This window comes from Streptomyces sp. BPTC-684 (genome assembly GCF_030028635.1).
GTDB lineage: Bacteria > Actinomycetota > Actinomycetes > Streptomycetales > Streptomycetaceae > Streptomyces > Streptomyces noboritoensis.
This window is the reverse complement of record NZ_CP124863.1, coordinates 4877698-4903657: the sequence shown is the minus strand read 5'-3', so window position 1 is coordinate 4903657 and position 25960 is coordinate 4877698. Positions and strand designations below refer to the sequence as shown.

Below are 25960 nucleotides of genomic sequence, written 5' to 3'. Positions count from 1 at the left end.
TACCTCGACGGAGCCGCACATGTCATCGTTCAGAACGCCATCCAGAACGCCATTCAGAACGCCGTTCAGGAAACGGGCCGGGGCCGCGCTCGCCTCGCTCCCCCTCCTCGCCGGCGGGCTCGTCGCCCTCGCCACCACGGCCGCCGCCCCTGCCGCAGCCGTCGACAACGGCCTCGCCCGGACCCCGCAGATGGGGTTCAACAACTGGAACTCCACGCACTGCCGGGCCGAGTTCAACGAGGCGATGGTCAAGGGGATCGCCGACACCTTCGTCTCGCAGGGCCTCAAGGACGCCGGGTACACCTACGTCAACCTCGACGACTGCTGGGCGCAGCCCAACCGGGACGCGAGCGGCAACCTCGTGCCCGACCCGGTGCGCTTCCCCCACGGGATCAAGGCCGTCGCCGACTATGTGCACTCCAAGGGCCTCAAGTTCGGCCTCTACTCCAGCGCGGGCACCAAGACGTGCGACGTCCAGGGCTTCCCCGGCGGGCTCGGCCACGAGCGGCAGGACGCCGATCTGTGGGCCTCCTGGGGCGTCGACTACCTCAAGTACGACAACTGCAACAACAACGGCGTCGACGCCGAACAGCGCTACAAGGCGATGGGCGACGCGCTCGTGGCCGCCACCCGGTCGACCGGCCGCCCGATCCTCTACAGCATCTGCGAGTGGGGCTCCAACCAGCCCTGGACCTGGGCCCCGGCCGTCGGCAACTCCTGGCGGACCACCGGTGACATCAGCGACTCCTGGTCGAGCATGATCTCCATCGCGCACCAGAACCAGTCGCTCGCGCCGTACGCCGGGCCGGGCGCCTGGAACGACCCCGACATGCTGGAGGTCGGCAACGGCGGGATGACCGACACCGAGTACCGCACCCACTTCAGCCTCTGGTCGCAGATGGCCGCGCCGCTGCTGATCGGCAGCGATCTGCGCTCCGCGAGCGCCTCGACGCTGGCCATCCTCAAGAACACCGATGTGATCGCGGTGGACCAGGACCCGCTCGGCAAGCAGGGCACGGTCGTCTCCAACTCCGGCGGCCTGGTCGTGATGTCCAAGCCCCTCGCCGACGGGGGCCGTTCGGTGACGCTGACGAACGAGAACACCTCGACGAAGACGGTGTCCACGACCGTGAAGGACATCGGGATCGGCGGGGCGTCGTCGTACGCGCTGAAGGACCTGTGGTCCAAGGCGACGAGCACCACGACCAACGCCATCAGCGCGTCGGTGCCCGCGCACGGCACGGTCATGTTCCGGGTGACGCCGGGCAGTCCGGTGCCGCCGCCGACCGGCCTGAACCAGCTGAGCGATCTGCCGTGGACGTCGGCGGTGGGCGGCTGGGGTCCGGTGGAGCGCGACCGCAGCAACGGCGAGCGGGCGGCGGGCGACGGCCGCACCCTCACCATCGGTGGCACGGCCTACGCCAAGGGGCTCGGCACGCACGCGCCCAGTGACATCTCCTACTACCTGGGCGGCGCCTGCTCGTCGCTCGGGGTCGACGTGGGCGTCGACGACGAGTCAACGAACGGCGGGTCCGTGCGGTTCCAGGTCTGGCGGGACGAGACGCTGGTGGCCGACAGCGGGGTGCGGACGGCCGCCGATCCGCCTCGGCATCTGAGCGCGGATCTCAAGGGCGGGTCGAAGCTGCGGCTCGTCGTCACCGATGGGGGCGACGGCATCAATTACGACCATGCCGACTGGGCCGACGCGAAGCTGGCCTGCGGGGCCGGCCCCTCGGCCGGTACGCATGATCTCAGTGATCTGACGTGGTCGTCCGCCACGAACGGGTGGGGGCCGGTGGAGCGGGACCGGAGCAATGCGGAGCAGGCTGCGGGGGACGGGCGCGTCCTCACCATCGGTGGCACGGTGTACGCGAAGGGGCTCGGTACGCATGCGGCGAGCTCCGTCTCGTACTACCTGGGGGGTTCGTGCTCCTCGTTGACCACGGCGGTGGGGGTCGATGACGAGGTCGTCAGTAAGGGGTCTGTTGTCTTCCAGGTCTGGCGGGATGGGGCGCTTGTCGCCGACAGCGGGAGGATGACGTCTGCGGATGCGGCACGGGCGCTGTCCGTGGATCTGGCGGGGGCGCTCGAAGTGCGGCTTGTCGTCACCGACGCGGGTGATGGGGTCGACTATGACCATGCGGATTGGGCGGGGCCGCGGCTTGTTTGCGCCTAGCTTTTGTCTGCGGGCCGGGGGCTTGTCGCGCAGTTCCCCGCGCCCCTGAAAACAACGGTCCCGGGTGGCGCTCGCCACCCGGGACCGTTGTTTTCTCGTGGTCACCCGATCGAAACCTGCCAGGGGTGTTGCGTACGGGCTGTTCTGCGCCAAAATCCTCTGGACCTTCTACGCGCGTCGCGTTTGTCTACGCGCGTAACACACCGTCAGGGAGTGCATCACATGCCGCTGAACCGTAGGACGTTCCTGGGCACCACGGCCGCCGCCGGAGCCGGTGCGGCCATAGTCGGGGGTGTCGCGGCCCCCGCCGAGGCCCATGAGCACGGGCACGGGCGGGCACCGAAGCGGTACTCGTTCAGCGTCATGGGCACCACCGACCTGCACGGCAACGTCTTCAACTGGGACTACTTCACGGACAAGGAGTTCGACGACAAGGCCCACAACGACGTCGGCCTCGCCAAGATCTCCACGCTCGTCGAGCAGATCCGCAAGGAGAAGGGCCGCCACAACACCCTGATGATCGACGCGGGTGACACCATCCAGGGCACCCAGCTCTCGTACTACTACGCCAAGGTCGACCCGATCACGGCCAAGCACGGCCCGGTGCACCCGATGGCGCAGGCCATGAACGCGATCGGCTACCACGCCGCCGCCCTCGGCAACCACGAGTTCAACTACGGCATCCCGGTGCTGCGCAAGTTCGAGGAGCAGTGCCACTTCCCGCTGCTCGGCGCCAACGCGCTGGACGCCAAGACGCTGAAGCCGGCCTTCCAGCCGTACGTCATCAAGCGGATGTGCACCCCGCACGGGCGCGACGTCCGGGTCGCGATCCTCGGTCTCACCAACCCCGGCATCGCCATCTGGGACAAGGCCAACGTCAGCGGCAAGATGGTCTTCCCCGGCCTTGAGGAGCAGGCCGCGAAGTGGGTGCCCAAGCTGCGCTCGATGGGCGCGGACGTGGTGATCGTGGCCGCGCACTCGGGCTCCTCCGGCACCTCGTCGTACGGCGACCAGCTGCCGTACATCGAGAACGCGGCCGCGCTCGTGGCCGAGCAGGTGCCGGGGATCGACGCGATCCTGGTCGGGCACGCGCACGTGGAGATCCCCGAGTACCGGGTGAAGAACAAGCAGACCGGCAAGGACGTCGTGCTGTCCGAGCCGCTGAAGTGGGGGCAGCGGCTGACCGTCTTCGACTTCGACCTGGTGTGGGAGAAGGGCCGCTGGTCGGTCGAGAAGGCCGGGTCCAAGGTCCTCAACTCCAACACCGCCGTCGAGGACCCGAAGATCGTCCGGCTGCTCTCCGACGAGCACAAGAAGGTCGTGGCGTACGTCAACCAGGTCATCGGCACGTCGAAGGCGGCCATGACCACCGCCGAGGCGGCCTGGAAGGACGAGCCGATCATCGACCTGATCAACGCGGTCCAGGTCGACACGGTGAAGGCGGCGCTCGCGGGTGGCGCCTATGCCTCTCTGCCGGTCCTCTCTCAGGCGTCCTGCTTCTCGCGTACGGCCGCCATCCCGGCCGGTCAGGTCACCATCAAGGACGCGGCCGGGCTCTACCCGTTCGAGAACACGCTGGAGGCCCGGCTGCTGACGGGCGCCCAGCTCAAGGACTATCTGGAGTTCTCGGCGCGGTACTACGTGCAGACGGCGGCCGGGGCGCCCGTCGACACGTCGAAGCTGACGAATGCGGGCAATACGCCGGACTACAACTACGACGCGGTGTCGGGGCTGACGTACGACATCGACATCGCCAAGCCTGCGGGTTCGCGGATCTCGAACCTTGCGTTCCAGGGCAAGCCGCTGGATCCGGCCGCGCAGTTCGTGTTGGCCGTCAACAACTACCGTGCGAACGGTGGCGGCAACTTCCCGCATGTCGCGGGCGCGAAGCAGTTGTGGGCGAACTCCGAGGAGATTCGGAACACGATCATCGCGTGGGTGAAGGCGAAGGGGGTTGTCGACCCCGCCGCGTTTGCTTCCGTGGACTGGAAGCTGGTCCGCGACGGGGTCGCCGTGTTCTAGGCCTTCGTCTGCGGGCCGTGGATGGCTGGTCGCGCAGTTCCCCGCGCCCCTAAAAACAAGGGGTGCGGGTCAGCCCTCCAGTGGGATCAAGCCGCTCGGTGCCTTTGGTGCCGGGCGGGATTCCTGCTGGCTGGCCAGGCCGAACGTTGTGAACGCCGTGCGTGTCGGTAGCGGGTACGGCTCCTTGCCCGTCAGGGAGTTCAGGATCGCCGCGCTGCGCCAGGCCGCCAGGCCCAGGTCGGGGGCGCCGACCCCGTGCGTGTGCTTCTCGGCGTTCTGGACGTACACCGCGCCCGTGACCGAGCTGTCCAGGACCAGGCGGAAGTCCGCGTCCACGCGCGGGCGTTCGGAGGAGTCCAGGCGCATGTACGGGTCGAGGCCCGACAGCATGCGGGCCAGCGGGCGCTCCCGGTAGCCGGTGGCGAGGATCACCGCGTCGGTGGTCAGCCGGGAGCGCACGCCCTGCTGGGCGTGTTCCAGGTGCAGCTCCACCTTGGTGGTGGCGACGCGGCCCGCCGTGCGGACGTTGACCCCGGGCGTGAGGGTCGCGTCGGGCCAGCCGCCGTGCTGGGTGCGGCGGTAGAGCTCGTCGTGGATGGCGGCGATGGTGTCCGCGTCGATGCCCTTGTGGAGCTGCCACTGGCGGGGCACCAGCTCGTCGCGTACGGGCTCGGCCAGGGCGTGGAAGTAGCGCGTGTAGTCGGGCGTGAAGTGCTCCAGGCCCAGCTTCGAGTACTCCATCGGCGCGAAGGTCTCGGTGCGGGCGAGCCAGGTGATCCGTTCGCGGCCCGCCGGGCGGTTGCGCAGCAGGTCGAGGAAGACCTCGGCGCCGGACTGGCCGGAGCCGATGACCGTGATGTGGTCGGCGGCGAGGAAGCGTTCGCGGTGGTCGAGGTAGTCGGCCGAGTGGATCACCGGCACCGCGGGCGCGTCCGCGAGCGGCCTGAGCGGCTCGGGGACGTACGGCTCGGTGCCGACGCCGAGGACCAGGTTGCGGGCGAAGGCGCGGCCCAGCGCCTCGGCCTGGCCGTGCGCGTCGAGCTGGGTGAAGTCGACCTCGAACAGCTCCCGTTCGGGGTTCCAGCGCACCGCGTCCACCTGGTGGCCGAAGTGCATCCCGGGCAGGCTCTCGCTGACCCAGCGGCAGTACGCGTCGTACTCGGTGCGCTGGATGTGGAAGCGCTCGGCGAAGTAGAACGGGAAGAGCCGCTCGCGGTGGCGCAGGTAGTTGAGGAACGACCAGGGGCTGGCGGGGTCGGCGAGGGTCACCAGGTCGGCCAGGAACGGGACTTGGAGGGTGGTGCCCTCGATGAGCAGGCCCGGGTGCCAGTGGAAGGCGCGGCGCTGTTCGTAGAAGGCGGTCGAGAGTCCGCCGGGCACACCGTGGGCGAGGGCGGCGAGCGAGAGGTTGAACGGGCCCACTCCGATGCCCACCAGGTCGTGCGGGCGGTCGAGGTCTTGGACGGGTGCCGGTGCGGTCATCGCGGGATGCTGCCTTCCACGGTCTTGAGGAGCTGTGCCAGGTCGCCGGTGGTGGTGTGGGGGTTGAGCAGGGTGGCCTTGAGCCAGAGCCGCCCGTCGGCGCGGGCCCTGCCGAGGACGGCCCGGCCCTCGGTGAGCAGGGCGCGGCGGATCCCGGCGACCTCGTCGTCGGGGGCGCCGGTCGGGCGGAACAGGACGGTGGAGAGCGCGGGGCGCTCGTACAGGTCGAGCCGGGGGTGCTCCTCGACCAGGTCCGCGAGGGTCCGGGCGAGGGCGAGCGTGCGGTCGACGAGCTCGGCGAGGCCGGTGCGGCCGAGGGCGCGGAGCGTGACGGCGATCTTCAGTACGTCCGGTCTGCGGGTGGTCCGCAGGGAGCGGCCGAGGAGGTCGGGCAGGCCCGCTTCGGTGTCGTCGTCGGCGTTGAGGTAGTCGGCGGTGTGCGCGAGCGGGGCGAGGCGGGCCGGGTCGGGGACCGCGAGCAGCCCGGCGGCGACCGGCTGCCAGCCGAGTTTGTGCAGGTCGAGCGTGATGGACTGGGCGCGCTCGATGCCGCGCAGCCGCTCCCGGTGGGCTTCGCTGAAGATCAGCGGGCCGCCGTACGCCGCGTCGACGTGCAGTTCGGCGCCGTGCCGGGCGCACAGGGCGGCGATCTCGGGGAGCGGGTCGATCGCGCCGGTGTCGGTGGTACCCGCCGTGGCGATCACCAGAAGAGGGTGGTGCAGGTCGGTGAGGGCCTCGTCGAGGGCGGCGAGGTCGAGGGTGCCGGAGGGGGCGGGGACGGTGACCGGCTCGGGGAGGCCCAGGAGCCAGGCGGCGCGGGCGACCGAGTGGTGGGCGTTGGCGCCCTGGACGACCTGGACCGCGCCGTGCCGTTCGCGGGCGAGCAGGAGGGCGAGCTGGTTGGACTCGGTGCCGCCGCTGGTGACCAGGGCGTCGCCGCCGGGCCAGAACTCGGCGGCCAGCGCCCGGGTGACGAGGGCTTCGAGCTCGGCGGCGGCCGGGGCCTGGTCCCAGGAGTCGAGGGACGGGTTGAGCGCGGAGGCGGCGAGGTCGGCGGCCACGGCGAGGGCCAGGGGCGGGGTGTGCAGATGGGCGGCGCAGCGCGGGTCGGCGGGGTCGGCCGCGCCTTCCGCCAGGGCCCGCACCAGCGTGGTCAGCGCCTCCTCGGCGCCGGTGCCCCGTAACGGGAACGCGTCGCCGACCGCGGCCCCGACCCGCACGGCCACCGCCTCCGGCCCGCCGCCCGGCAGCGGCCCGCCCCGGGCCACCGCGCCCTCGCGCAGCGCGTCGAGGACGACGCCGAGGAGGGGGTGCAGGGCGGCGGGGCCGTGGGGGCCGCCGGCGAGGGGCGGGGTGTGCATGGGGGGAAGTCCTTCGGGTGCGCGAACGACGGCCTCACCAGCGTGGAGCGTTCCGGCGCGGTGGGGCTGCCCTGCACAACGATCTCAACCCGAAAGTGGTACTGGCCCCCGGAGGCGGGGTGTTGGGGGGTGGCGCGCTGGTATGAGCGCGCCACCCCCGGCGCCGCCGTGCGACGGCGGCCCGGGTCGGGCGTCCCGGTCAGGCGTCCCGTACCGCCAGTGCCCTGCGCAGGTCGTCGACCTGGTCGGTCAGCTTGCGCCGCAGGGCCGGGAGGAGGTCGTCGCGGGACAGGCACGCCTCGCCCAGGGCCACCGCCTCCGCGTCGACCGCGAAGTCCGGGAAGGCGTAGCGGCCCGCCGCCTCCGCGATCGCGGGGCCGCGCCGGGCGGCCAGCGGGACCGCGTCCACGTAGAAGCGCGCCACGTACTCCCGTACGAGATCGGCCTGTTCGGGCTGCCAGAAGCCCTGGGCGGTCGCCGTGAACAGGTAGTTGGAGAGCGCGTCCCCCTCGAACATCGCGGCCCACGCGGCCGCCTTCGCGGCGGCGTCCGGCAGCGCGGCGCGGCAGCGGGCCGCGCCTTCCTCGCCCGTCGCGCTGGGGTCGCGCGCCAGCTCGGCGGCGATCTCCGCCTCGGTGGTCGCGCCCAGCACCGCGAGGCGGTACAGGACGCGCCAGCGCAGCTCCGGGTCGAGCTCGGGGCCGCCGGGGACGCCCCCGTCGGCCAGCCACTCCTGGATGGTGTGGGGCTGGGCGGCGCAGTCGATGAAGTGGCGCACGGCGGTGAGGCGCAGGCCCGGGTTGTCGCCGTCCTCGGTGCGCCGGATCAGGTCCCGGGTCAGCTCGGTCAGGAGCGCGAGCGCGGCGGGGCGGGCCCCGGCCGCGAGATAGCGGCCGGCCACCTGTCCGACGGCGAAGGTGAGGACGCCCTGCACGATCGCCAGGTCCGACTCGTACGGCAGGTGGGCGCGGGCCGCCTCCAGATAGGCGGCGGGCGGGAGCTGGCCGTCGCGGACCATGTCGCGGGCGGCGTTCCAGACGACCGCGCGGGCGAGGGGGTCGGGCAGGCCCGAAAGGGCGCGCAGGGCCGTTTCCCACGACTCGGTGTCCAGGCGCACCTTGGCGTAGCTGAGGTCGCCGTCGTTGAGGAGCACGAGCGCGGGGCGCGCGCCGGTGCGGGTCACCGGCTCGGCGGCGGGCACGTCGGTCTCGAAGCGCTCGCGCAGCACCAGCTGTCCGGGGCGCGCCGGGTCGGTGTCGTACGCGCCGACGGCGATCCGGTGCGGCCGGTCGCCGTCCTGCTCGACGGCGAGCGTCCAGGAGCCGCCGTCCTCGCCGACCACCGGCGTCAGCGTGTCCACGCCGGTGGTGCGCAGCCACTTGTCGGCCCAGGCGTGCACGTCGCGGTCGGTGGCGGAGGCCAGGTTGTCGATGAAGTCGGCGAGCGTGGCGTTGCCGAACTTGTGCCGCTTGAAGTGGGTGTTGATGCCCGCGAGGAAGTCCTTCTCGCCCAGCCAGGTCACCAGCTGGCGCAGGGCGGAGGCGCCCTTGGCGTAGGAGATGCCGTCGAAGTTGAGCATCGCGGAGGCGGTGTCGGGCACGGCGTCCGGGTCGGGGGCGACGGGGTGGGTGGAGGGCCGCTGGTCGGCGTCGTAGCCCCAGGCCTTGCGGACGATCCCGAAGTCCACCCAGGTGTCGGTGAAGCGGGTGGCCTCGGTGAGGGTCTGGTAGCCCATGTACTCGGCGAACGACTCGTTCAGCCAGATGTCGTCCCACCAGCGCAGGGTGACCAGGTCGCCGAACCACATGTGGGCCATCTCGTGCGCGACGACCATGGCGCGGGTCTGGCGCTCGGTGTCGGTGACGGCGGAGCGGTAGATGAACTCGTCGCGGAAGGTGACCAGGCCCGGGTTCTCCATCGCGCCCGCGTTGAACTCGGGCACGAAGGCCTGGTCGTACGAGTCGAACGGGTACGGCTCGTCGAACTTCTCGTGGTAGCGGTCGTAGCACTGCCGGGTGATCTCGAAGAGCTCCTCGGCGTCGGCGTCCAGGTACGGCGCGAGCGAGCGGCGGCAGTGGAGGCCGAAGGGCAGGCCCGCGTGCTCGGTGGTGACCGAGTGCCAGGGGCCGGCGGCGAGCGCCACGAAGTAGGTGGAGAGCAGCGGGGTGGTGGCGGCCTTCCAGCGGCCGTCGCCCTGCTGCTCGGTGATGCCGTTGGCCAGCACGGTCCAGCCTTCGGGCGCGGTGACCGCGAGGTCGAAGGCGGCCTTCAGGTCGGGCTGGTCGAAGGCGGCGAAGACGCGCTGCACGTCCTCCATGAAGAGCTGGGTGTACGTGTAGGTCTCGCCGTCGACCGGGTCGGTGAAGCGGTGCAGTCCCTCGCCGGTGTGCGAGTACGTCATCTCCGCCTCGACGCGCAGCTCGTGCGGGCCCTCGGCGAGACCGGTGAGCGCGAGGCGGTTCTCGACGAGGGCGGCGGGGTCCAGCGGCTGCCCGTCCAGGCTGACCGAGCGCAGGGTGGCCGGCTTGACCTCGACGAACGTGTCCCCGGCCGCGCGTGCGGTGAAGTGGATGACGGTCTGGGAGTCGAAGGTCTCCTCGCCGGTGGTGAGATCGAGCTCGATCTCGTACCGCTGGACGTCGAGGAGCCGGGCACGGGTCTGCGCTTCGTCGCGCGTCAGTACGGACATGGAGGCCATGCTGCCCGATGCGCCCCGGTCAGCACACGGGGGTTGCGTTCCGCTCTCAGCGCAGGGCGCTCGGGCGGCGCGGCGGCGAGGCGGTGCTCGGGACGCGGTGCGGGCCCGTGGTGCGGGCGCCCGGTCAGCCGCGTCGCGGGCGCCGCTTCCCCGCTTCGGTGCCGCAGGCTCCCGTCACGACGACTTGGCGATCGTCTCGTGGTGCCTGATCACCTCCGCGATGATGAAGTTCAGGAGCTTCTCGGCGAAGGCCGGGTCCAGCTTGGCGTTCTCGGCGAGGCGGCGCAGCCGGTCGATCTGCTCGGCCTCGCGGGCCGGGTCGGCCGGCGGCAGCTTGTGCTCGGCCTTGAGGTGGCCGACCTGCTGGGTGCATTTGAAGCGCTCGGCGAGCATGTGGACGACGGCCGCGTCGATGTTGTCGATGCTGTCCCGGAGCCGGACGAGCTCCGCCTGCACGGAGGGGTCGATCGTGGTCATGGTCATCGAGCTTACGTGGCCGGGCCCGGGATCGTCGGAGGGTGTTCAGGATCCGGGATCCGGCTGCTCCAGCCGCCCGGGACGGCCCGGCCCTGCTGCTCGCGGAAGCGGACCGGGGCGGTGCCGACACGCCGGGTGAACAGGCGCGAGAAGTACGCGGGGTCGTCGTAGCCCACCCGGCGGGCCACGGCGGCGACCGGCAGCTCGGTGGCGGCGAGCAGCTCCTTGGCCCGGCCGAGCCGGATGCCCAGGAGGTAGTCCTTGGGGCTGCACCCCGCACCCCGGCGCACCGCCGTGCGCAGCTCGGCGGGGGTCATGCCGTGCCGGGCGGCGTGCTCGGCCACCGACAGCGGCCGGAAGGCGTCGCGCGCGAGCGCCTGGAGGACGGGGTCGCCGTCGGGCGCGAGGTCGGCGCGGGCGCGGCGCAGCGCGACGAGGAGTTCATGGACGGCGGCGCCCGTCTCGACCTCCAGGAGCGGGTTGCCCCGGCGGGCCGCCCTGGCTATCCGGCCGACGGCGGCCCGGGCGAGCGCCGTGTCGGCGAGCGGCACCACGGGCCGCTCGGGCTCGATGTAGCCGAGCTCGGTGTACGTGGCGGTCGCGGGCCCGGTGAAGTCGACGAACGACTCGTCCCAGCCGGTGGCCGGGTCGGGCCCGTAGTGGTGCGGCACGCCCGGGGTGAGCCAGATCAGCGCGGGCGCGGTCACGGTGACGCGCTCCCCGTCCGCACCCCGGAACCAGCCGCCGCCCGCGCCGATCACCACGGCGACGTGGTGGTCCAGGGTGCGCGGCCCGACGGTGGGCAGGGCGCCGTGCTGCATGCCGACGCCGAGGCAGACCAGGCCGAGCCGGTGGTGGACCGGGCTCGGCGTGAAGTAGCGCATCCAGGTGTGGTACATGCCGGTTCCGCCGCCTCCCGTCCCCCCCTTTGCGTCCAATCAGCGCCGATCTTTGTCCATGGACCGGCGCCCGCGCCAGGGGCGACGCTGATCCGGAAGATCGAGAGACGGGCGGGCCGGTGGCTGACTTCACCGTGGGTGACGAGGACTTTCTGCTGGACGGGCGGCCGGTGCGGCTGCTCTCGGGGGCGCTGCACTACTTCCGGGTGCACGAGTCCCAGTGGGGCCACCGGCTCGCGATGCTGCGAGCGATGGGCCTGAACTGCGTCGAGACGTACGTGCCGTGGAACCTGCACGAGCCGGCCCCGGGCCGCCACCGCGATCCGGAGGCGCTGGGCCGGTTCCTGGACGCGGCGCACGCGGCCGGGCTGTGGGCGATCGTGCGCCCCGGCCCGTACATCTGCGCCGAGTGGGAGAACGGCGGCCTTCCGCACTGGCTGACGGGCGCGCTGGGGCGGCGGGTGCGCACCCGGGACCCGGAGTACCTGCGGCACGTGGAGCGCTGGTTCCGGGTGCTGCTGCCGCAGGTCGTGGCCCGCCAGGCCGACCGGGGCGGCCCGGTCGTCATGGTGCAGGTGGAGAACGAGTACGGCAGCTACGGCTCGGACCAGGTGTATCTGCGGGCGCTCGCGGACTTGCTCACCGAACTGGGCGTGAGCGTCCCGCTGTTCACGTCCGACGGCCCCGAGGACCACATGCTGACCGGCGGCTCGCTTCCGGGTGCGCTCGCCACCGCGAACTTCGGCTCGGGCGCCCTCGAAGGCCTCGCGGTGCTGCGCCGCCACCGCCCCGAGGGGCCGCTGATGTGCATGGAGTTCTGGTGCGGCTGGTTCGAGCACTGGGGCGCGGAGCCGGTGGTGCGGGACGCGCGCGAGGCGGCCGGGGCGCTGCGCGAGATCCTGGAGTGCGGCGCCTCCGTCAACCTCTACATGGCGCACGGCGGCACCAGCTTCGCCGGGTGGGCGGGCGCCAACCGGGACGGCGAGGAGCATCTGGGCACGCTGCGGCCCGACGTGACGTCGTACGACTACGACGCGCCGATCGACGAGTACGGGCGCCCGACGCCGAAGTTCTGGGCGTTCCGTGAAGTGCTCGCCGAGTACGCGGAGGGCCCGCTTCCCGAACCACCGCCCGTGCCACCGGTGTTGGGCACCCCGGTCACCGTGCCGCTGACGGAGTGGGTGGCGGCCGAGGACGTACTGGAGGCGCTGGGGTCGGCGGAGGGCGTGTACGGGACGCCGCCGACGTTCGAGGAGCTGGACGTGGACCGGGGCGTGGTGCGCTACCGGTTCGAGGTGCCGGGGCCCCGGCAGCCGTATCCGCTGCGGGTACTGGGGCTGCGGGACCGGGCGGTCGTATACGTCGACGGGGTGCGGGCCGGGGTGCTCACCGAGGACGACGCGGTGCTGCCGGAGCCGGTGGCGGGGCCCGCCGCGGTCGAGCTGTGGGTGGAGTCGCTGGGGCGCGTCAACTACGGGCCGAGGCTCGCCGAGCCCAAGGGGATCACCGGCGGGGTGCTGCACGAACGGCAGTTCCTGCACGGCGTACGCGCACGTGGGCTGCGGCTCGATGCCTTCGAGGAGGCGTTCGGGGACGGCTCCGGAGACACGGAAGGGATGCGGCGGCTCCCGTTCCGTTCAACTGCGGAGGCGGGGCGGGGACTGTTTCGAGGCACCTTCGACGCCCCGGTTCCGGGTGACGCGCGGCTCGAACTCCACGGCCTGGTCCGGGGTTTCGTCTGGGTGAACGGCTTCAACCTCGGACGGTACTGGTCCGCCGGACCACAGCGGTCGCTGTACGTCCCAGGAGCGGTCCTACGGGATCGAGCCAACGAGGTGTGGGTGTGGGAATGTGAAGTTGAGGACGCAACGGGTCCGGAAGTGAAGTTCCACTAGCCTCGAAGAGCGCGAAGAAAGCGCGTTCCCTCTCCCGACGCACACTTTGAGGTTGACATGAAGGATCTCATCACCCGATCCCGCATCGCCAAGTTGGCCGCCTCTGGAGCCGCCGTGGCAGCGACCGTGCTGCTCGCCACTCCCGCGTCCGCCGCGACCGCGATCTCGGTGACCCCGAGCAGCGGGCTCTCCGACGGCCAGACGGTTTCGGTCACCGCTTCCGGCTACACGCCCGGCGCCGCCGTGAACGTGGGCGAGTGCGCCTCCGCCACCGTCTGTTCCAACGACACCAAGTACCTCACCGCCGACGCCAACGGCGCCGTATCGGTGACGCTCGACGTCAAGAAGGCCTTCACCGCCAAGGACTGGTCCACGGGCCAGGAGATCAACGTGGACTGCGCCGCCGTGCAGTGCAACATCACGGCCTGGGAGCAGACCACGGGCAACACGGTCCAGAACATCTCCTTCAACTGAGCCCGCTACCGAGCGAGTGAGCCAACGGCCGCCCCACCCCGCGAAGGTGGGGCGGCCGCTCCTTACGACTCCGTCACCTCGAACGCGTCCAGCGTGAACTCCGCCGTGCCGTCGTCACCGGTCTTGCGCAGCCCGACCCACGCCTCGCCGGTCGCGGGGGCCGTGAACTCGTAGACGAAGACCGTCGGGCCGGTCGCCGCGCCGAACACCTCGCGGCTCAGCTCGCGCGTGCCCGCGCCCTCGTCGACGGCCGTGATCCACGCGTACTGGCCGGGCTTCTCGCTCTCGTAACGGAAGCCGACGCGATAGCGCTTACCGGGGAGGAAACGGACGCTGAAGGGCACGGTCCGGTAGACCAGGCCGTCGTTCTCGCCGCGCGACTTCAGCGACTGGCCACCGTCGATCACGTCGTCGATCGCCTTCCCGTTCCAGCCGCGCTGGGTGTACGGGGCGTGCCGCTGCGCGATGTGGGTGCGCGGGTCGGTGGCGCCGCCCGCGTCGCCCTTGACGAAGACGCCCCAGCCCTGCGGCACGTTCTCGAAGTCCTCGTAGGCCAGTGCGCCCTCCTTGGCGGTGGGCGTGGCCGCCACGACCCGTACGTTGTCGAACCGCACCCGGGCCTCCCCCGCCTCCGCGCGCAGGGCCAGTTCCACCGGGCCGCCGCCCTCGGGGACCGTGAAGTGCGTGAACATGCGCTGGAAGCGGGTGCCGTGCTTGCGGTCGGCGGCGACGAAGTTGCCCGCCGTGGACGTCGCCGTCCAGGTGCGCGCGGTCACCCCGTCGGCGGTGCGCACCTCCAGGGCCGCGACGCGCCGCTCCCCCGCCCGCTCGCCCACCTCGACCTGCACGGACGCGGCGTACGTACCGGGTGCGAGGCGGGTCAGGCGCTGGCCGACGGAGGCCGCCGCGCCCGCGCCGATCACCAGCTCGTAGTCACCGAGTGCGCTGCGGCGTACGGAGGCGGGGCCGCTGACCGTCCAGCCCTTCAGGGAGCCGGAGTGGAAGCCGGGGTCGTACAGAGCGGTGCCCTGGCCCCAGCGCGGGTCCCGGTCGCGGGCGCGCTCGCGCAGGACGACATAGGGCTGTCCGGCCGCCGCGCCCTCGATGGTGACCGTGCCGGAGCGGACCGGCAGCTCGCGCTCGTACGCCCGGCCCTGGTCGGTGAGCCGGTACAGGACCACCGTCCGGGCCCCGGCCCAGCCGCGCGGCAGCCGCCAACTGGTCGTGCCACCGGCCGGGTTGTAGTGGTAGAGCTTGGCCGGGTCGGCCGCGCGGCGGGGCTCCCAGGGCAGCAGATAGGCGCCGCCGTCGTACACCACGCGCGCGTCCGTGGTGATCCGGCGGGTGCCGTCGGCGTCGGAGACCGAGGTGGCGCCGGGCCCGAAGAAGGTGATCTGGTGCTCGTCCCAGCGCCGGATCGGATACGCCTGGAGGTACTTGGCGGGCAGCGACTGCGTCCAGATCAGTTGGTGGAACGCCGTCCAGTCGGTCTTGCCGACCCACCCCTCGAAGTTGCCCATGCGGACGTGGCCGAGCAGCGTCGGCCACTTGTCGGCGAAGACGTCCTTCTGGTGGTTGCGGATGAAGCGGATCAGCCGGGAGTTGATGCCGCGCGAGGTGTCGCCGCCGTAGTCGGTCTCGTTGGCCCAGTGCGACCAGAGCGAGGAGCGCTCCAGGCCGTGCCCCCACTCGGAGGTGACCAGCCAGCCCTGGGCGCGCAGTTCGCGCTGGAGGCGGTCGGAGGTCCAGCCGGACTCGCGGAACACGTCGATGTACAGGGCGCCCAGCGCCGGGTCCGCGTCGCGGCGCAGCGCGGCGAACCGCCGCGCGATGTCACCGGAGACCAGGTCGCGGCGCTGGTCGATGCGGTACGACTGGTCGAGCCAGTCCCACTGCTCGTTCGCCTTGTCGACCAGCGTCTCGGAGAAGGCGTGGGCGACGGGGTAGGACTCGGTGGCGTTGACGTGGACGGCGAAGTCGCTGTTCCACTTCTTCCCCTCGCGGACCAGGTGGTTGAGGTCCTCGATGCCGCCCGCGCGCTCGTTGTAGTTGCCCGCGTAGTCGGGGTGGGCCGAGTCGTGGCCCTCGGACTGGTAGCCCTTGAGCAGCGTGTACTGGCGCAGGCCGTCGGTGGCCAGCGAGATCCGCTTGACGTTGTCGAGGGTGGCCAGGAACGGGTTGGTCGCCTGCGAGGCGAAGTTGAACGGGATGTGCGGGACGACCCGCAGATGCTGCTCGTCGGCGCCGAGCGGGCTGACCATGATGTCGCGGAACGCGATGGCCGCGTCCTGCCAGTCGACGGTGCCGTCGCCGCCCCGGTCACCGGTGACGATCACGGTGGCGTACGGGAGCGGCTCGGTGTCCCGCACGGCGGCGGTGGCGGCCCGGTGCGTCCACTGGCCGGGGACGAGCCGCGCCTCGACGTACCCGTCGCGCTTGACGGTCTGGCGCCAGAGCCGCCCGTTCTCCCAGGTGGTCCCGGCCGCACTGTCGGGCTTGTCGTAGACGGTGTTGGTCTCGACGGCCCCGCCGAGCCCGTCGTGCGCGACCACGGCGTACGCGCAGCCGACCGGCGCCGCGTCCGGGGCGGTGTCGGCGGTGACCCGGACGAGCGTGTCGCCGCTCTTCGCCTTGTCGAGCTGGATCCGGGCGGCCAGCAGCGCCGCGCCCGGCTGGTCGCCGCGCACGGAGAGCAGGGCGAGGCCGGGGATCTGGAGGGTGCCGATCCGGAGGGCGGGGGTGTCGTCGATCCTGGTCACCCGCCAGTCGACGCGGTGCCCCTCGACGCGGATCTCCACGCCGATCTCGGTGCCGCCGTCGAAGGCGAGCGTGTACGAGGCCCGGTCCCGGCCCGTCCGCGCGGTGACCCGGGGCGTGTGGGCGACCCCGTCGACCAGCACGCTCGTGACCGGCTCCGCCTGCCCGTACAGCTTCGCGCCGGTCGCGCGGTCGGTGTACGAGACGATGCGGGGGAAGGCGGTGTCGACCCGGACCTCCAGGTCGGGCGAGCGGATGGCGCTCTCCCCGGCGGCGAGCGCGACCCCGGGCGCCCCCAGCGCGACCCCGGCCCCGGCCAGCGCGGTGGCCGCCACCACCGTCCTCCGCTTCGGTCCGCGTACTTCGGCGTTCACGTCGGGTGCCTCCTCGTGACGGGCTCTTCGTCCGAGGTCACGATGGGCCGGGACGTGTGGGCGCGCCCATGGACAAAGGGGTGGGGGGTGTTGGACTAAGCGCTCGTCTGCGGACCGTGGATGGCTGGTCGCGCAGTTCCCCGCGCCCCTTCTTGGCCCGGAGTTCGTCTGCGGGTGGGTGGGGGTTGCTCGCGCAGTTCCCCGCGCCCCTTAAATGCCGCTGCGCGGCATCCCCTGGGGCGCCCCGAAGGGGCGCATCTCAGGGGCGCGGGGAACTGCGCGACCAGCCCACCACAACCCGCAGACGAACCCCGGGCTAAAACAGCGGCAGGACCGCCAGCACCTGCCAGCCGCCCTCCGGTGCCGGGCCCGCCGTCAGTTCGCCGCCCAGCGCCGTCACGCGCTCGGTCAGGCCCGCCAGACCGAACCCGCCGCCCCGGGCGCTGGGCGGCAGCCTCGCCGCGCGGGAGCCGTCGTCGGCGACGCGGACCTCCAGGCCGTCGCCGACCACGCGGAGCCCCACCCGCACCGCACTCGCGTCCGCCGCATGCTTGCGCACATTGGTCAGCGCCTCGCGGACCACGCGGTACGCGGCCGCCGCGACCTCGTCGGGGAGGCTGTCGTCCAGGCCCGGCTCGACGTACAGCACGGCCGGCGGGCCCGCCAGGGAGAAGCGGTCGGCCAGCTCGCGCAGCTGCGCCAGGCCCGCGACCGGCTCGGTCTCGGGCTCGCCCTCGCGCAGCACCCGCACCAGCCGGCGCATCGCGCTCAGCGCGTCCCCGCCCGCCTCCTCGATGCGCCCGAACGTATCGGCGGCCCGCTGCCCTTCGACCGCGGTGAAGCGGGCCGCGCGGGCCTGGACGACGATGCCGGTGACGTGGTGGGCGATCAGGTCGTGGAGCTCGCGGGCGAGTTCGATGCGCTCGGCCGCGCGGACGGCCTGGAGGTCGCGCACGCGCTGCCAGGACTGAGCGCGCAGCAGCAGCGAGTAGGCGCTGACGACGACCGTGAGCACCGCGAAGAGCAGGGTGAACCGGCCGGGCGAGGCGTCCCTGACCGGCACCGCCATGCAGCCGAGCCCGAGCACGGGGCCGAGGACGGCGGCGGTGCGGGACGGCGCCCGCAGCAGGACCGCCGCGAGCAGCACCAGGAGCGCCACCGCCTCGCCCATCCCCCAGACGATCTCCGGGCGGTCGAGGAACATCAGCCCGGTCGCGGCCCAGGTGGCGGCCGCGGCGACCCAGGCCCGTACGACCAGGTCGAGCCTGGGCCACGGGAGCGCGCACAGACAGACCACCAGGCCCGAGGTCCAGACGATGGCGTGCGGCGCGGTGGGCTGGCGGGCCAGCGCCAGGCCCTCGAAGACGACGAGCCCGACCAGGACGGCGGCGAGCGCCCCACGGGCGGCCTCGGCCCACCGGGGGTGGCGGCGCAGCCAGCGGCGGAGCGGGCTCACGGGGCGCCCGTGGCCAGTCCGCTCTCCCAGGCCCAGGCGGCGATCTCCACCCGGTTCCGGGCACCGAGCTTGCCCTGCACATTGGCCAGATGGGTCTTCACGGTGGAGAGGGAGACGTACAGCTCGGCGGCGATCTCGGCGTTGGTGGCGCCGCGCGCCAGACAGCGCACGACGTCGCGTTCGCGCTCGGTGAGGGGTTCGGCGGGCTGCCGCAGGGAGGTGGCGGGGCGGGCGGTGGCGAGCTCGCGCAGCAGCCGGACGGTGATCGCCGGGGAGACCAGGGAGTCCCCGGCCGCCGCCGCCCGCACCGCCTCGACCAGCATCTCGGGGCTGGCGTCCTTGAGGAGGAAGCCGGAGGCGCCGCCGTGCAGGGCGGCGTGGACGTACTCGTCCAGGTCGAAGGTGGTGACGATCACGATGCGCGGGCGTTCGCGGCCGGAGAGGCGCCGGGTGACTTCGAGGCCGTCGAGGCCGGGCATGCGGATGTCGAGGAGCAGGACGTCCGGGTCGTGCCGGTCCACCGCCTCCAGGGCGGACGGCCCGTCGAAGACGTCGTCGAGGACGTCGATGTCGGGCCTGCTCTCCAGGATCATGCGGAACCCGGTCCTGACCATCTCCTGGTCGTCCGCGATGACCACTGTGATCGGCATGTCCACATATGACCAGATTGGGCCGGACGCCCGCAAATTCGGGGCGCCCGGCCAGCCGTATGACGCGGAGCGCTAAGCGGTCTCGTGGAAGTCCGGTGCGGTGCCGCGCGCCCCAAAGGGGCGCGGGGCCGTGACATATGCGGCTCCGCCGCGTGGGCACGACCAGCCACAGACGGCCCGCAGTCGCATACCCGCACTCCCAGCGGAGCGCTAGAGCGTCGCCGCCGCCTTCGCGATGTCCGCGGCGAAGGTCGAGACCTCGCTGTACACGCCGGGGTAGCCGGGCTCGGCGCAGCCCTGGCCCCAGCTCACGATGCCGACCTGGATCCAGGCGTTGTCGTTGTCCTTGCGGAACATGGGGCCGCCGGAGTCGCCCTGGCAGGTGTCGACGCCGCCCTCCTGGACGTAGCCCGCGCAGATCTCGTCGCTCGGGACGAGCTCACTGCCGTACGCCTGCTGGCACTGGGCGTCGGAGACGAACGGGACGGTCGCCTTGCGCAGATACCGCTGCTGGCCGCCGCCCTCCCTGGTGGCGCCCCAGCCGGCGACGGTGAAGGTGCCGTTGTTGAACTGGGTGGTGGTGGCGATCTTGAGGGTGGGCTGGTCGACCGGCTTGGCGAGCTTGATCAGCGCCCAGTCCTTGCCCCTGCCGTTGTAGCCGGGCGCCTGGAGCACCTTGGTCGACTTCACCTTGATGGCGCTGCTGCTCTGGAGGTCGACGACGCCCGCGGTCGCGGTGATGGACGTGTTGGTGCCGGAGCCGTTCACGCAGTGGGCGGCGGTGAGGACGATCTGCTGGCTGTAGAGGGCGCCGCCGCAGCCCATGGAGAGGCGGACCATGAACGGGAACTCGCCCTGGGCGGCGCGGGTTCCGCCGACCACGGGCGCCTGGGACGCGGAGGCGCCCGTGGCGGGTTGGAGGGTGAACGCGGCGAGGGTGACCGCCGCGACGGCTATGCATCTCTTGAGCGCACGCACGAGGGTGTTCTTCAAGGGACTGCCTTTCGTGGGGGGTTGGAGATCACAGCGCCCTGACGCGGCCCTGGGATGACATGGGCGCGTCAATGCGTGTGTGGTGGATTATCGGAGCCCCCCGGGCGCCCTACAAGGATTGCTTTTCGGCCATGCGTACGAAGACGGGGTGCCGTCGGTGCCTCGTACAGTGGAGGCTGGTTCACCGTCGTACGGGGGTGACAGCGTGGCCCATACGAACGCGTCCGGGGCCGGGGCCGGTCCGGTCGTCCACGGGTTTCCGCACATCGAGACCGTGCGGGCGGCGATCACTGCCTTGTACCGGCGACTGTCGGCCGACGGAATCCAGGGGTACGCGACGAGCGTCCTGCCCGCCGACGTGGCCTTCGCCGACCACGACGACCTCCATCTGGGCGCGCAGCGGGTGGCCCGGGCGCTGGTCCAGCACCTGCACCTGCCGGACGCCCGGATGATCGTCGGGTTCCGCGAGATGCAGCACGCGGCGTCGGTCGAACTGGCCGCGGGCCCCGAGTACTTCATCGAGCTCAACGACCGCTTCCGGCGCCACCGGCGGGACATCGGGGCGGCGCTCGCGCACGAGATCACGCACGTGCTGCTGCACCGGCTCGGTCTTGAGTTCCCGGGGACGCGGGACAACGAGATCCTCACGGACACGGCGACCACGTACCTGGGGGCGGGGTGGCTGCTGCTCGACGCGTTCCGGGAGGACGGGGTGTCCAGCCAGAAGCTGGGGTATCTGACGCCGGAGGAGTTCGGATACGTCCTGGCGAAGCGGGCGGCGGTGTTCGGCGAGGACCCGTCGCCGTGGTTCACCAGCCCGCAGGCGTACCCGGCGTACCGGGCCGGGGTCGCCCGGGCCCTTCTCGACTCGCAGCAGCCGCCGTTGGTGGGGGCGGGGTGGGCCGGGCGGCGGCGGTACGCGCGGGATCGGCGGGGCGCGCGGTCGGGTGAGGGGGTGTGGGGGTCTTCGGCGGGGCCGTACTCCTTCGAGGGTGGGGGTGCGTCGCTGCGGGTGTGCTTCTCGTGCCCGACGTGTGGGCAGCGGAATCGGGTGGGGGTTCGGGGGAGGGTGCGGGTGCGGTGCGGGGTGTGCGGGGCGGTACTGACCTGCGATACGTAAGCCCCACCCCGCCCCTTCCCTAAACCCTCCGGGGGTGGGTGGGGGTGAAGGTGGCTCTCCCGGGGGCTACACCCCCGGACCCCGTTCGTCTGCGGGCCGTCTGTGGCTGGTCGCGCAGTTCCCCGCGCCCCTGAGGGGGTACGGGCGAAGGCGATGGCGAAGCCGAGCCTTTTAGGGGCGCGGGGAACTGCGCGAGCAACCCCCACCGGCCCGCAGACAAACACCGGGCCCAATAGGGGCGCGGGGAACTGCGCGAGCAACCCCCGCCCACCCGCAGGCGAACGCAACCGGCCACCACCCCGGCCGGAATTCGCCCCCGCCCGCCCTCCCCGACGCCCCCCGTTCACCACCACGACACACACCACCCCCGTAATGAAGGAGTTGTCTGTACAACAGTTGGCTGTACAACCTCGCCCCTCATGGAGCCCTCGTGACGACCGCCCCCCGTACCCGCACCGCCGGTATCGCCCTCGCGCTCACCGCATCCGCGTTCGCTCTTGCCGCCTGTGGCGCGAAGAGTGACGCCAAGAACGTCGACTCGGCCGGGAAGGGTGGTGGCGGCGGGGTCTCCGTCGCGGTCGCCGGGTCCGCGAAGGAGGCCGGCGGGATGGACGCCCTGGTCGCCGCCGCCAAGAAGGAAGGCACCCTCAACGCCATCGCCATCCCTCGCGACTGGGCCAACTACGGATCCCTTATCGACGGGTTCCAGAAGAAGTACGGTGTCAAGGTCGCCGTTGAGAACCCTGACGGGACCAGTCAGGACGAGATCAATGCTGTCAAGACCCGGAAGGGGCAAGATCGCGCTCCGGACGTCCTCGACCTCGGCGCCTCCTTCGCTCAGGCCGCGGCCCAGCAGGGGCTGACCGCCCCGTACAAGGTCGAGGCGTACGACAAGATCGCCGCGGGGCAGAAGGACCCGCAGGCCCGGTGGTTCAACGACTACGGCGGCTACGTCTCCATCGGCTGTGACGCCAAGCGCGTCAAGGAGTGCCCGCAGACCTTCGCCGATCTGCTGAAGCCCCAGTACAAGGGGCAGGTCGCACTCAACGGCAACCCGACCAAGTCGGGTTCGGCCTTCGCCGGTGTCTACGCCGCCGCCCTCGCCTCCGGCGGGTCCTTCGACGACATCCAGCCCGGCCTCGACTTCTTCGGCAAGCTGAAGAAGAACGGGAACTACAACCCCGTCGAGTCCACCCCGGCCACCGTCGAGAAGGGCGAGACCCCGATCAGCATCGACTGGGACTACCTCAACGCCGGGTACGGGGAAGAGTTCAAGAGCAAGGGACTGGACTGGAAGGTCGCCGTGCCCAGTGACGGCATCTATGCCCAGTACTACTCCCAGGCCATCAACAAGGACGCCCCCCACCCCGCCGCCGCCCGGCTGTGGCAGGAGTACCTGTACTCCGCCGAAGGGCAGAACCTGTGGCTCAAGGGCCACGCCCGGCCCGCCCTCATGACCGCCATGGAGCAGGACGGCTCGCTCGACAAGGCCGCCGCGGCCGCGCTGCCCAAGGTCGCGGGCACCCCGAAGTTCCCCTCCGAGGCACAGACCGCCAAGGCCAAGCAGGTCCTCGCCGCGGGCTGGGCCAAGGCGATCTCGGGCTGATCTGATCCATGACAACCCTGACCACTTCCTCTTCGCCGGGGGTCGGCGACGCGCTCGACGTGCGCCGTCCCCGGCGGCGGGGCCCCAGGGCCTCCGGGTCCTGGCTCGCCGCCCTGCCCCTGCTCGCCTTCGTGGGTCTCGCCTTCGGGCTCCCCGCCGTCGCCATGGTCAACGGGGCGTTCACCGTCAACGGCTCGTACGGGCTCGGCAACCTCGACCAGTCCGTGCACGGCGCCTACCGCACCGCCCTCCTCGGCAGCCTCAAGCTGGCCGCCGTCACCGCGGGCATCGGCTCGGTGCTCGGGCTGCTGCTCGCCCAGGCCGTCGTCACCTCGCGCGGCCGGGCGCTGCGCGAGGCCGTGCTCACCGCGTCCGGCGTCCTCGCCAACTTCGGCGGTGTGCCGCTGGCGTTCGCCTTCGTCGCGACCCTCGGCAACGCCGGTGTGCTCACCACCCGGCTCGGCCTCGACCGGCACGGGTGGAGTCTCTACAGTTTCTGGGGGCTCACCCTTACGTATTTGTACTTTCTGGTGCCTCTGATGGTGCTCACTGTGGCGCCCGCACTCGACGGGCTGCGGCCCCAGTGGCGTGAAGCCGCCCTCAACTCCGGTGCCAGTGCCTGGCAGTACTGGCGGCACGTGGGCATCCCGGTGCTGCTGCCGACCCTGCTCGGCGGGTTCGTGCTGCTCTTCGGCAGCGCCTTCGCCGCGTACGCCACGGCCGCCGCGATGGTCGGCAGCTCGATCCCGCTGGTGACGCTCCAGATCGCGGACGCGCTCTCCGGCAACGTCCTGATCGGCCAGGAGAACGTGGCGCTCGCCCTCAGCCTCGACATGGTCCTGGTCGCGGCGCTCGTCATGGCCGTCCATCTGCCGCTGCAGCGAAGGAGCGCCCGATGGCTCGCCTGATCCCGGCCGGAGTGCGCCCATGGCGCGGCGTCGTCCTCGGCGCCGCCGGGCTCTACTTCCTGGTGCCGCTCATCGCCGCCCTGGTCTTCACCGTGGACGTGCCGAATCAGGGGTTCACCCTCGACTCGTACACGCAGATCTTCTCCGCCGACGGGTTCACCACCGCCCTGCTGCGCTCCCTCGGCCTCGGGCTCACCACGGTCGCCCTCGCGCTGCTCCTGACGCTCCCGGCCGCGCTCGCGGTGCGGCTCTCGGGCTCGGGGCGGCTGCGGGCGGTGCTCGAAGTGGTCTGCACGCTGCCGCTGGTGGTGCCGCCGGTCGCGCTGGTCGCCGGGATCGGGACCGTGCTGAAGTGGGGGCCCGACCACCTCGCCACCACTCCGCTGTACGAGACGTTCGTCGCCGTGCAGGACCCGGACTTCCCGATCGTGCTCGTCCTGGCGTACGTGGTGATGGCGCTGCCGTTTGTCTACCGCTCGCTGGAGGCGGGGCTGCGGGCCGTCGACGTCCGTACGCTCGTCGAGGCCGCCCGTGACCTGGGCGCCTCCTGGCCCCGGGCGATCGTCTCGGTCGTGCTGCCCAATCTGCGCACCGCGCTGCTCAACGCCTCGTTCCTGGCGCTCGCGCTGGTGCTCGGCGAGTTCACCGTGGCGCAGCTGCTCGGGTTCCAGCCCTTCGCGGTGTGGATCGTGCAGGCGTCCGGCTCCAACGCCCAGCTGTCCGTGGCCGTCTCGCTGCTCAGCCTGGTGCTGACCTGGGTGCTGCTGCTCGTCCTGACCGCCGTCTTCCGTACGCGTGCCGCCCGTTCGGCGCGTGCCCCCCGCAGTGACAAGAACAAGAAGGAGGCGGGCGCGTGACGATCACCGACGCACCTGCGCGCACCGGAACCGCCCTGAGGATCCGGGGGCTGCGCCGCACCTTCGGCTCCGCCGTCGCGCTCGACGGGCTCGACCTCGATGTCGCACCCGGTGAACTCCTCGCCCTGCTCGGCCCGTCGGGCTGCGGCAAGACCACGGCGCTGCGGGTCCTCGCGGGCTTCGAGAAGCCGGACTCCGGTCAGGTGCTGCTCGACGGCGAGGACATCGTGCCGGTCCCGGCCAACCGGCGCGACACCGGGATGGTCTTCCAGTCGTACAGCCTCTTCCCGCATCTGACCGCGGCCGAGAACGTGGCCTTCGGGATGCGGATGCGCAAGGTCGCGGCGGCCGAACGGCGCTCGCGCGCGGCCGAACTCCTTGAGCTCGTGGGCCTGCCCGACCACGGCGGGCGCTTCCCGCACCAGCTCTCCGGCGGTCAGCAGCAGCGCGTGGCGCTGGCCCGGGCGCTCGCCCTGCGGCCCCGGCTGCTGCTGCTCGACGAGCCGCTCTCGGCGCTGGACGCCCAGGTGCGGGTGAACCTGCGCGAGGAGATCCGGCGGCTCCAGCTGGAGCTCGGCATCACCACCGTGTTCGTCACGCACGACCAGGAGGAGGCCCTGTCGATGGCCGACCGGGTCGCGGTGATGCGCGGCGGACGGCTCGAACAGTGCGCCACCCCGGCCGAGTTGTACGACCGTCCGGCGACCGCGTTCGTGGCGTCCTTCATCGGCACCATGAACCGGATCCCGGGGCGCCTCGCCCCGGACGGGCAGGCCGAGGTCCTCGGCGTCACGCTTCCCGTGGACGGCCCGGCGGCCGGTGCCACCGCGTTCCTGGTGCGCCCCGAGGCGCTCGACGTGACGGCGGACGGCCCCGACGTGGTGACCGGCAGCTCCTTCCACGGCGCCAGCACCCGGCTGCGCGTCCGCCTCGCGGACGGCACCGAGGTGAAGGCCGACCTGCCCTCGCACGCAGCGGGCGCGTTCGGCGCCGGCGCGACCGTGACCGTACGGCCGCAGCGGCGTCCGGTGCTCGCGGCGGGTGAGGAGGCGTGAGCGGGCTGCGGGCGGTGCTCTTCGACATGGACGGCACGCTGGTCGACACCGAGCGGGCCTGGGTCGAGGTCGTCGAACAGGTCGCGGCCCGGCACGGGTACGCGCTGGTGGGCGCCGGGCGCACGACAGTGTACGGGCGGTCCGTCGAGGACACCGCCAAGATGCTGTACGAATCAATGGACGTCCAACAGGACGTGCTGGCGGCCGAGTTGGGCGACGGCTTCGCCGCCCGGCTCGCCGACGGGGCCGAGCCCCGGCCGGGCGCGCTGCGCCTCCTCTCGGCGCTGCGCCGCGACCGGGTGCCGACCGCGCTGGTGTCGGCGTCCCCGCGCGCCGTCGTCGACCGGGTCGCGGCCTCCCTGGCCGGGCACCGCTTCGACGCGGTCTACGGGGCGGAGGACACCGTACGAACGAAGCCCGCGCCCGATCCGTATCTGGCGGCGGCAGCGGCCCTCGGCGCGGAGCCGTCGCGGTGCGTGGCCGTCGAGGACACGGTGACGGGCGTGACGTCGGCGGAGGCGGCGGGGTGCGCGGTGCTCGCGGTCCCGTCGATGGAACCCATCGCACCGGCGGCGGGCCGGACGGTACTGGCTAGTCTGGAGCAGGCGGATCTGACGTTGCTCCGCTCGCTGGTGAGTGCTGGCTGAGCGGACTGGTGCAGGTCTGGTGCGGCACCGGACGCCCCCTCAGGGGCGCGGGG

At 72.1% G+C, this 25960-nt stretch carries 19 protein-coding genes; 10 read left to right on the top strand and 9 right to left on the bottom strand.

What is annotated here, in order from left to right; all coding sequences use genetic code 11:
• Positions 1-19 precede the first annotated feature (19 nt).
• On the top strand, positions 20-2176 hold the full coding sequence (locus QIY60_RS21660) for an NPCBM/NEW2 domain-containing protein (protein ID WP_349253938.1): 2157 nt from the start codon (positions 20-22) through the stop codon (positions 2174-2176).
• 222 nt (positions 2177-2398) lie between these two features.
• Entirely contained in the window at positions 2399-4198 is a 1800-nt protein-coding gene (locus QIY60_RS21650; RefSeq protein ID WP_283143924.1) for a 5'-nucleotidase C-terminal domain-containing protein, read from the top strand.
• Positions 4199-4267: 69 nt separating this feature from the next.
• Here QIY60_RS21650 and QIY60_RS21645 read toward each other — a convergent pair whose 3' ends face one another.
• The 5 genes from QIY60_RS21645 to QIY60_RS21625 all read right to left on the bottom strand — a co-directional run bounded on the left by QIY60_RS21645 (position 4268) and on the right by QIY60_RS21625 (position 11115).
• Positions 4268-5680 carry a SidA/IucD/PvdA family monooxygenase gene (locus QIY60_RS21645; RefSeq protein WP_283143923.1) on the bottom strand — a complete coding sequence of 471 codons (1413 nt, stop codon included), beginning with the start codon at positions 5678-5680 and terminating at the stop codon, positions 4268-4270.
• On the bottom strand, positions 5677-7041 hold the full coding sequence (locus QIY60_RS21640) for an aminotransferase class V-fold PLP-dependent enzyme (RefSeq protein WP_283143922.1): 1365 nt from the start codon (positions 7039-7041) through the stop codon (positions 5677-5679). The genes QIY60_RS21645 and QIY60_RS21640 overlap by 4 nt, the downstream gene beginning before the upstream one ends.
• Positions 7042-7240: 199 nt before the next feature.
• On the bottom strand, positions 7241-9730 hold the full coding sequence (gene pepN / locus QIY60_RS21635) for an aminopeptidase N (protein WP_283143921.1): 2490 nt from the start codon (positions 9728-9730) through the stop codon (positions 7241-7243).
• A gap of 183 nt (positions 9731-9913) precedes the next feature.
• Positions 9914-10222 (bottom strand): chorismate mutase, encoded by a 309-nt coding sequence (locus tag QIY60_RS21630; RefSeq protein WP_283143920.1) that lies wholly within the window; start codon positions 10220-10222, stop codon positions 9914-9916.
• A 5-nt stretch (positions 10223-10227) separates the two neighbouring features.
• Positions 10228-11115 (bottom strand): AraC family transcriptional regulator, encoded by an 888-nt coding sequence (locus QIY60_RS21625; RefSeq protein ID WP_283143919.1) that lies wholly within the window; start codon positions 11113-11115, stop codon positions 10228-10230.
• A 119-nt stretch (positions 11116-11234) separates the two neighbouring features.
• On the opposite strand from QIY60_RS21625, the gene QIY60_RS21620 reads away from it, so the two are divergent.
• A complete protein-coding gene (locus QIY60_RS21620) occupies positions 11235-13010 on the top strand; it encodes a beta-galactosidase family protein (RefSeq protein WP_283143918.1) in 1776 nt (591 codons plus the stop codon).
• Between the two features lie 57 nt (positions 13011-13067).
• The gene (locus QIY60_RS21615; RefSeq protein WP_283143917.1) at positions 13068-13484 is read left to right on the top strand and encodes an enediyne antibiotic chromoprotein; all 417 of its coding nucleotides are present in this window, start codon (positions 13068-13070) and stop codon (positions 13482-13484) included.
• A 62-nt stretch (positions 13485-13546) separates the two neighbouring features.
• Here QIY60_RS21615 and QIY60_RS21610 read toward each other — a convergent pair whose 3' ends face one another.
• From QIY60_RS21610 to QIY60_RS21595, 4 genes are all read right to left on the bottom strand, one after another.
• Positions 13547-16615, bottom strand: a complete 3069-nt coding sequence (locus QIY60_RS21610; protein ID WP_283143916.1) for an endo-alpha-N-acetylgalactosaminidase family protein — start codon at positions 16613-16615, stop codon at positions 13547-13549.
• Positions 16616-16931: 316 nt separating this feature from the next.
• Positions 16932-18071 (bottom strand): histidine kinase, encoded by a 1140-nt coding sequence (locus tag QIY60_RS21605; RefSeq protein WP_283143915.1) that lies wholly within the window; start codon positions 18069-18071, stop codon positions 16932-16934.
• Positions 18068-18721 carry a response regulator transcription factor gene (locus QIY60_RS21600; protein WP_283143914.1) on the bottom strand — a complete coding sequence of 218 codons (654 nt, stop codon included), beginning with the start codon at positions 18719-18721 and terminating at the stop codon, positions 18068-18070. The genes QIY60_RS21605 and QIY60_RS21600 overlap by 4 nt, the downstream gene beginning before the upstream one ends.
• Positions 18722-18931: 210 nt before the next feature.
• Complete coding sequence (locus QIY60_RS21595; RefSeq protein WP_283143913.1) at positions 18932-19714, bottom strand: serine protease; 783 nt, start codon at positions 19712-19714, stop codon at positions 18932-18934.
• A gap of 205 nt (positions 19715-19919) precedes the next feature.
• On the opposite strand from QIY60_RS21595, the gene QIY60_RS21590 reads away from it, so the two are divergent.
• The 6 genes from QIY60_RS21590 to QIY60_RS21565 all read left to right on the top strand — a co-directional run bounded on the left by QIY60_RS21590 (position 19920) and on the right by QIY60_RS21565 (position 25907).
• Positions 19920-20834 (top strand): hypothetical protein, encoded by a 915-nt coding sequence (locus QIY60_RS21590; RefSeq protein ID WP_283143912.1) that lies wholly within the window; start codon positions 19920-19922, stop codon positions 20832-20834.
• 430 nt (positions 20835-21264) lie between these two features.
• Entirely contained in the window at positions 21265-22440 is a 1176-nt protein-coding gene (locus QIY60_RS21585; RefSeq protein ID WP_283143911.1) for an extracellular solute-binding protein, read from the top strand.
• A gap of 8 nt (positions 22441-22448) precedes the next feature.
• Positions 22449-23348 (top strand): ABC transporter permease subunit, encoded by a 900-nt coding sequence (locus QIY60_RS21580; RefSeq protein ID WP_283143910.1) that lies wholly within the window; start codon positions 22449-22451, stop codon positions 23346-23348.
• The gene (locus tag QIY60_RS21575; RefSeq protein ID WP_283143909.1) at positions 23336-24205 is read left to right on the top strand and encodes an ABC transporter permease subunit; all 870 of its coding nucleotides are present in this window, start codon (positions 23336-23338) and stop codon (positions 24203-24205) included. Before QIY60_RS21580 ends, QIY60_RS21575 begins: the two co-directional genes overlap by 13 nt.
• On the top strand, positions 24202-25260 hold the full coding sequence (locus QIY60_RS21570) for an ABC transporter ATP-binding protein (protein WP_283143908.1): 1059 nt from the start codon (positions 24202-24204) through the stop codon (positions 25258-25260). Before QIY60_RS21575 ends, QIY60_RS21570 begins: the two co-directional genes overlap by 4 nt.
• On the top strand, positions 25257-25907 hold the full coding sequence (locus tag QIY60_RS21565; protein WP_283143907.1) for an HAD family phosphatase: 651 nt from the start codon (positions 25257-25259) through the stop codon (positions 25905-25907). Before QIY60_RS21570 ends, QIY60_RS21565 begins: the two co-directional genes overlap by 4 nt.
• Positions 25908-25960: the final 53 nt, after the last annotated feature.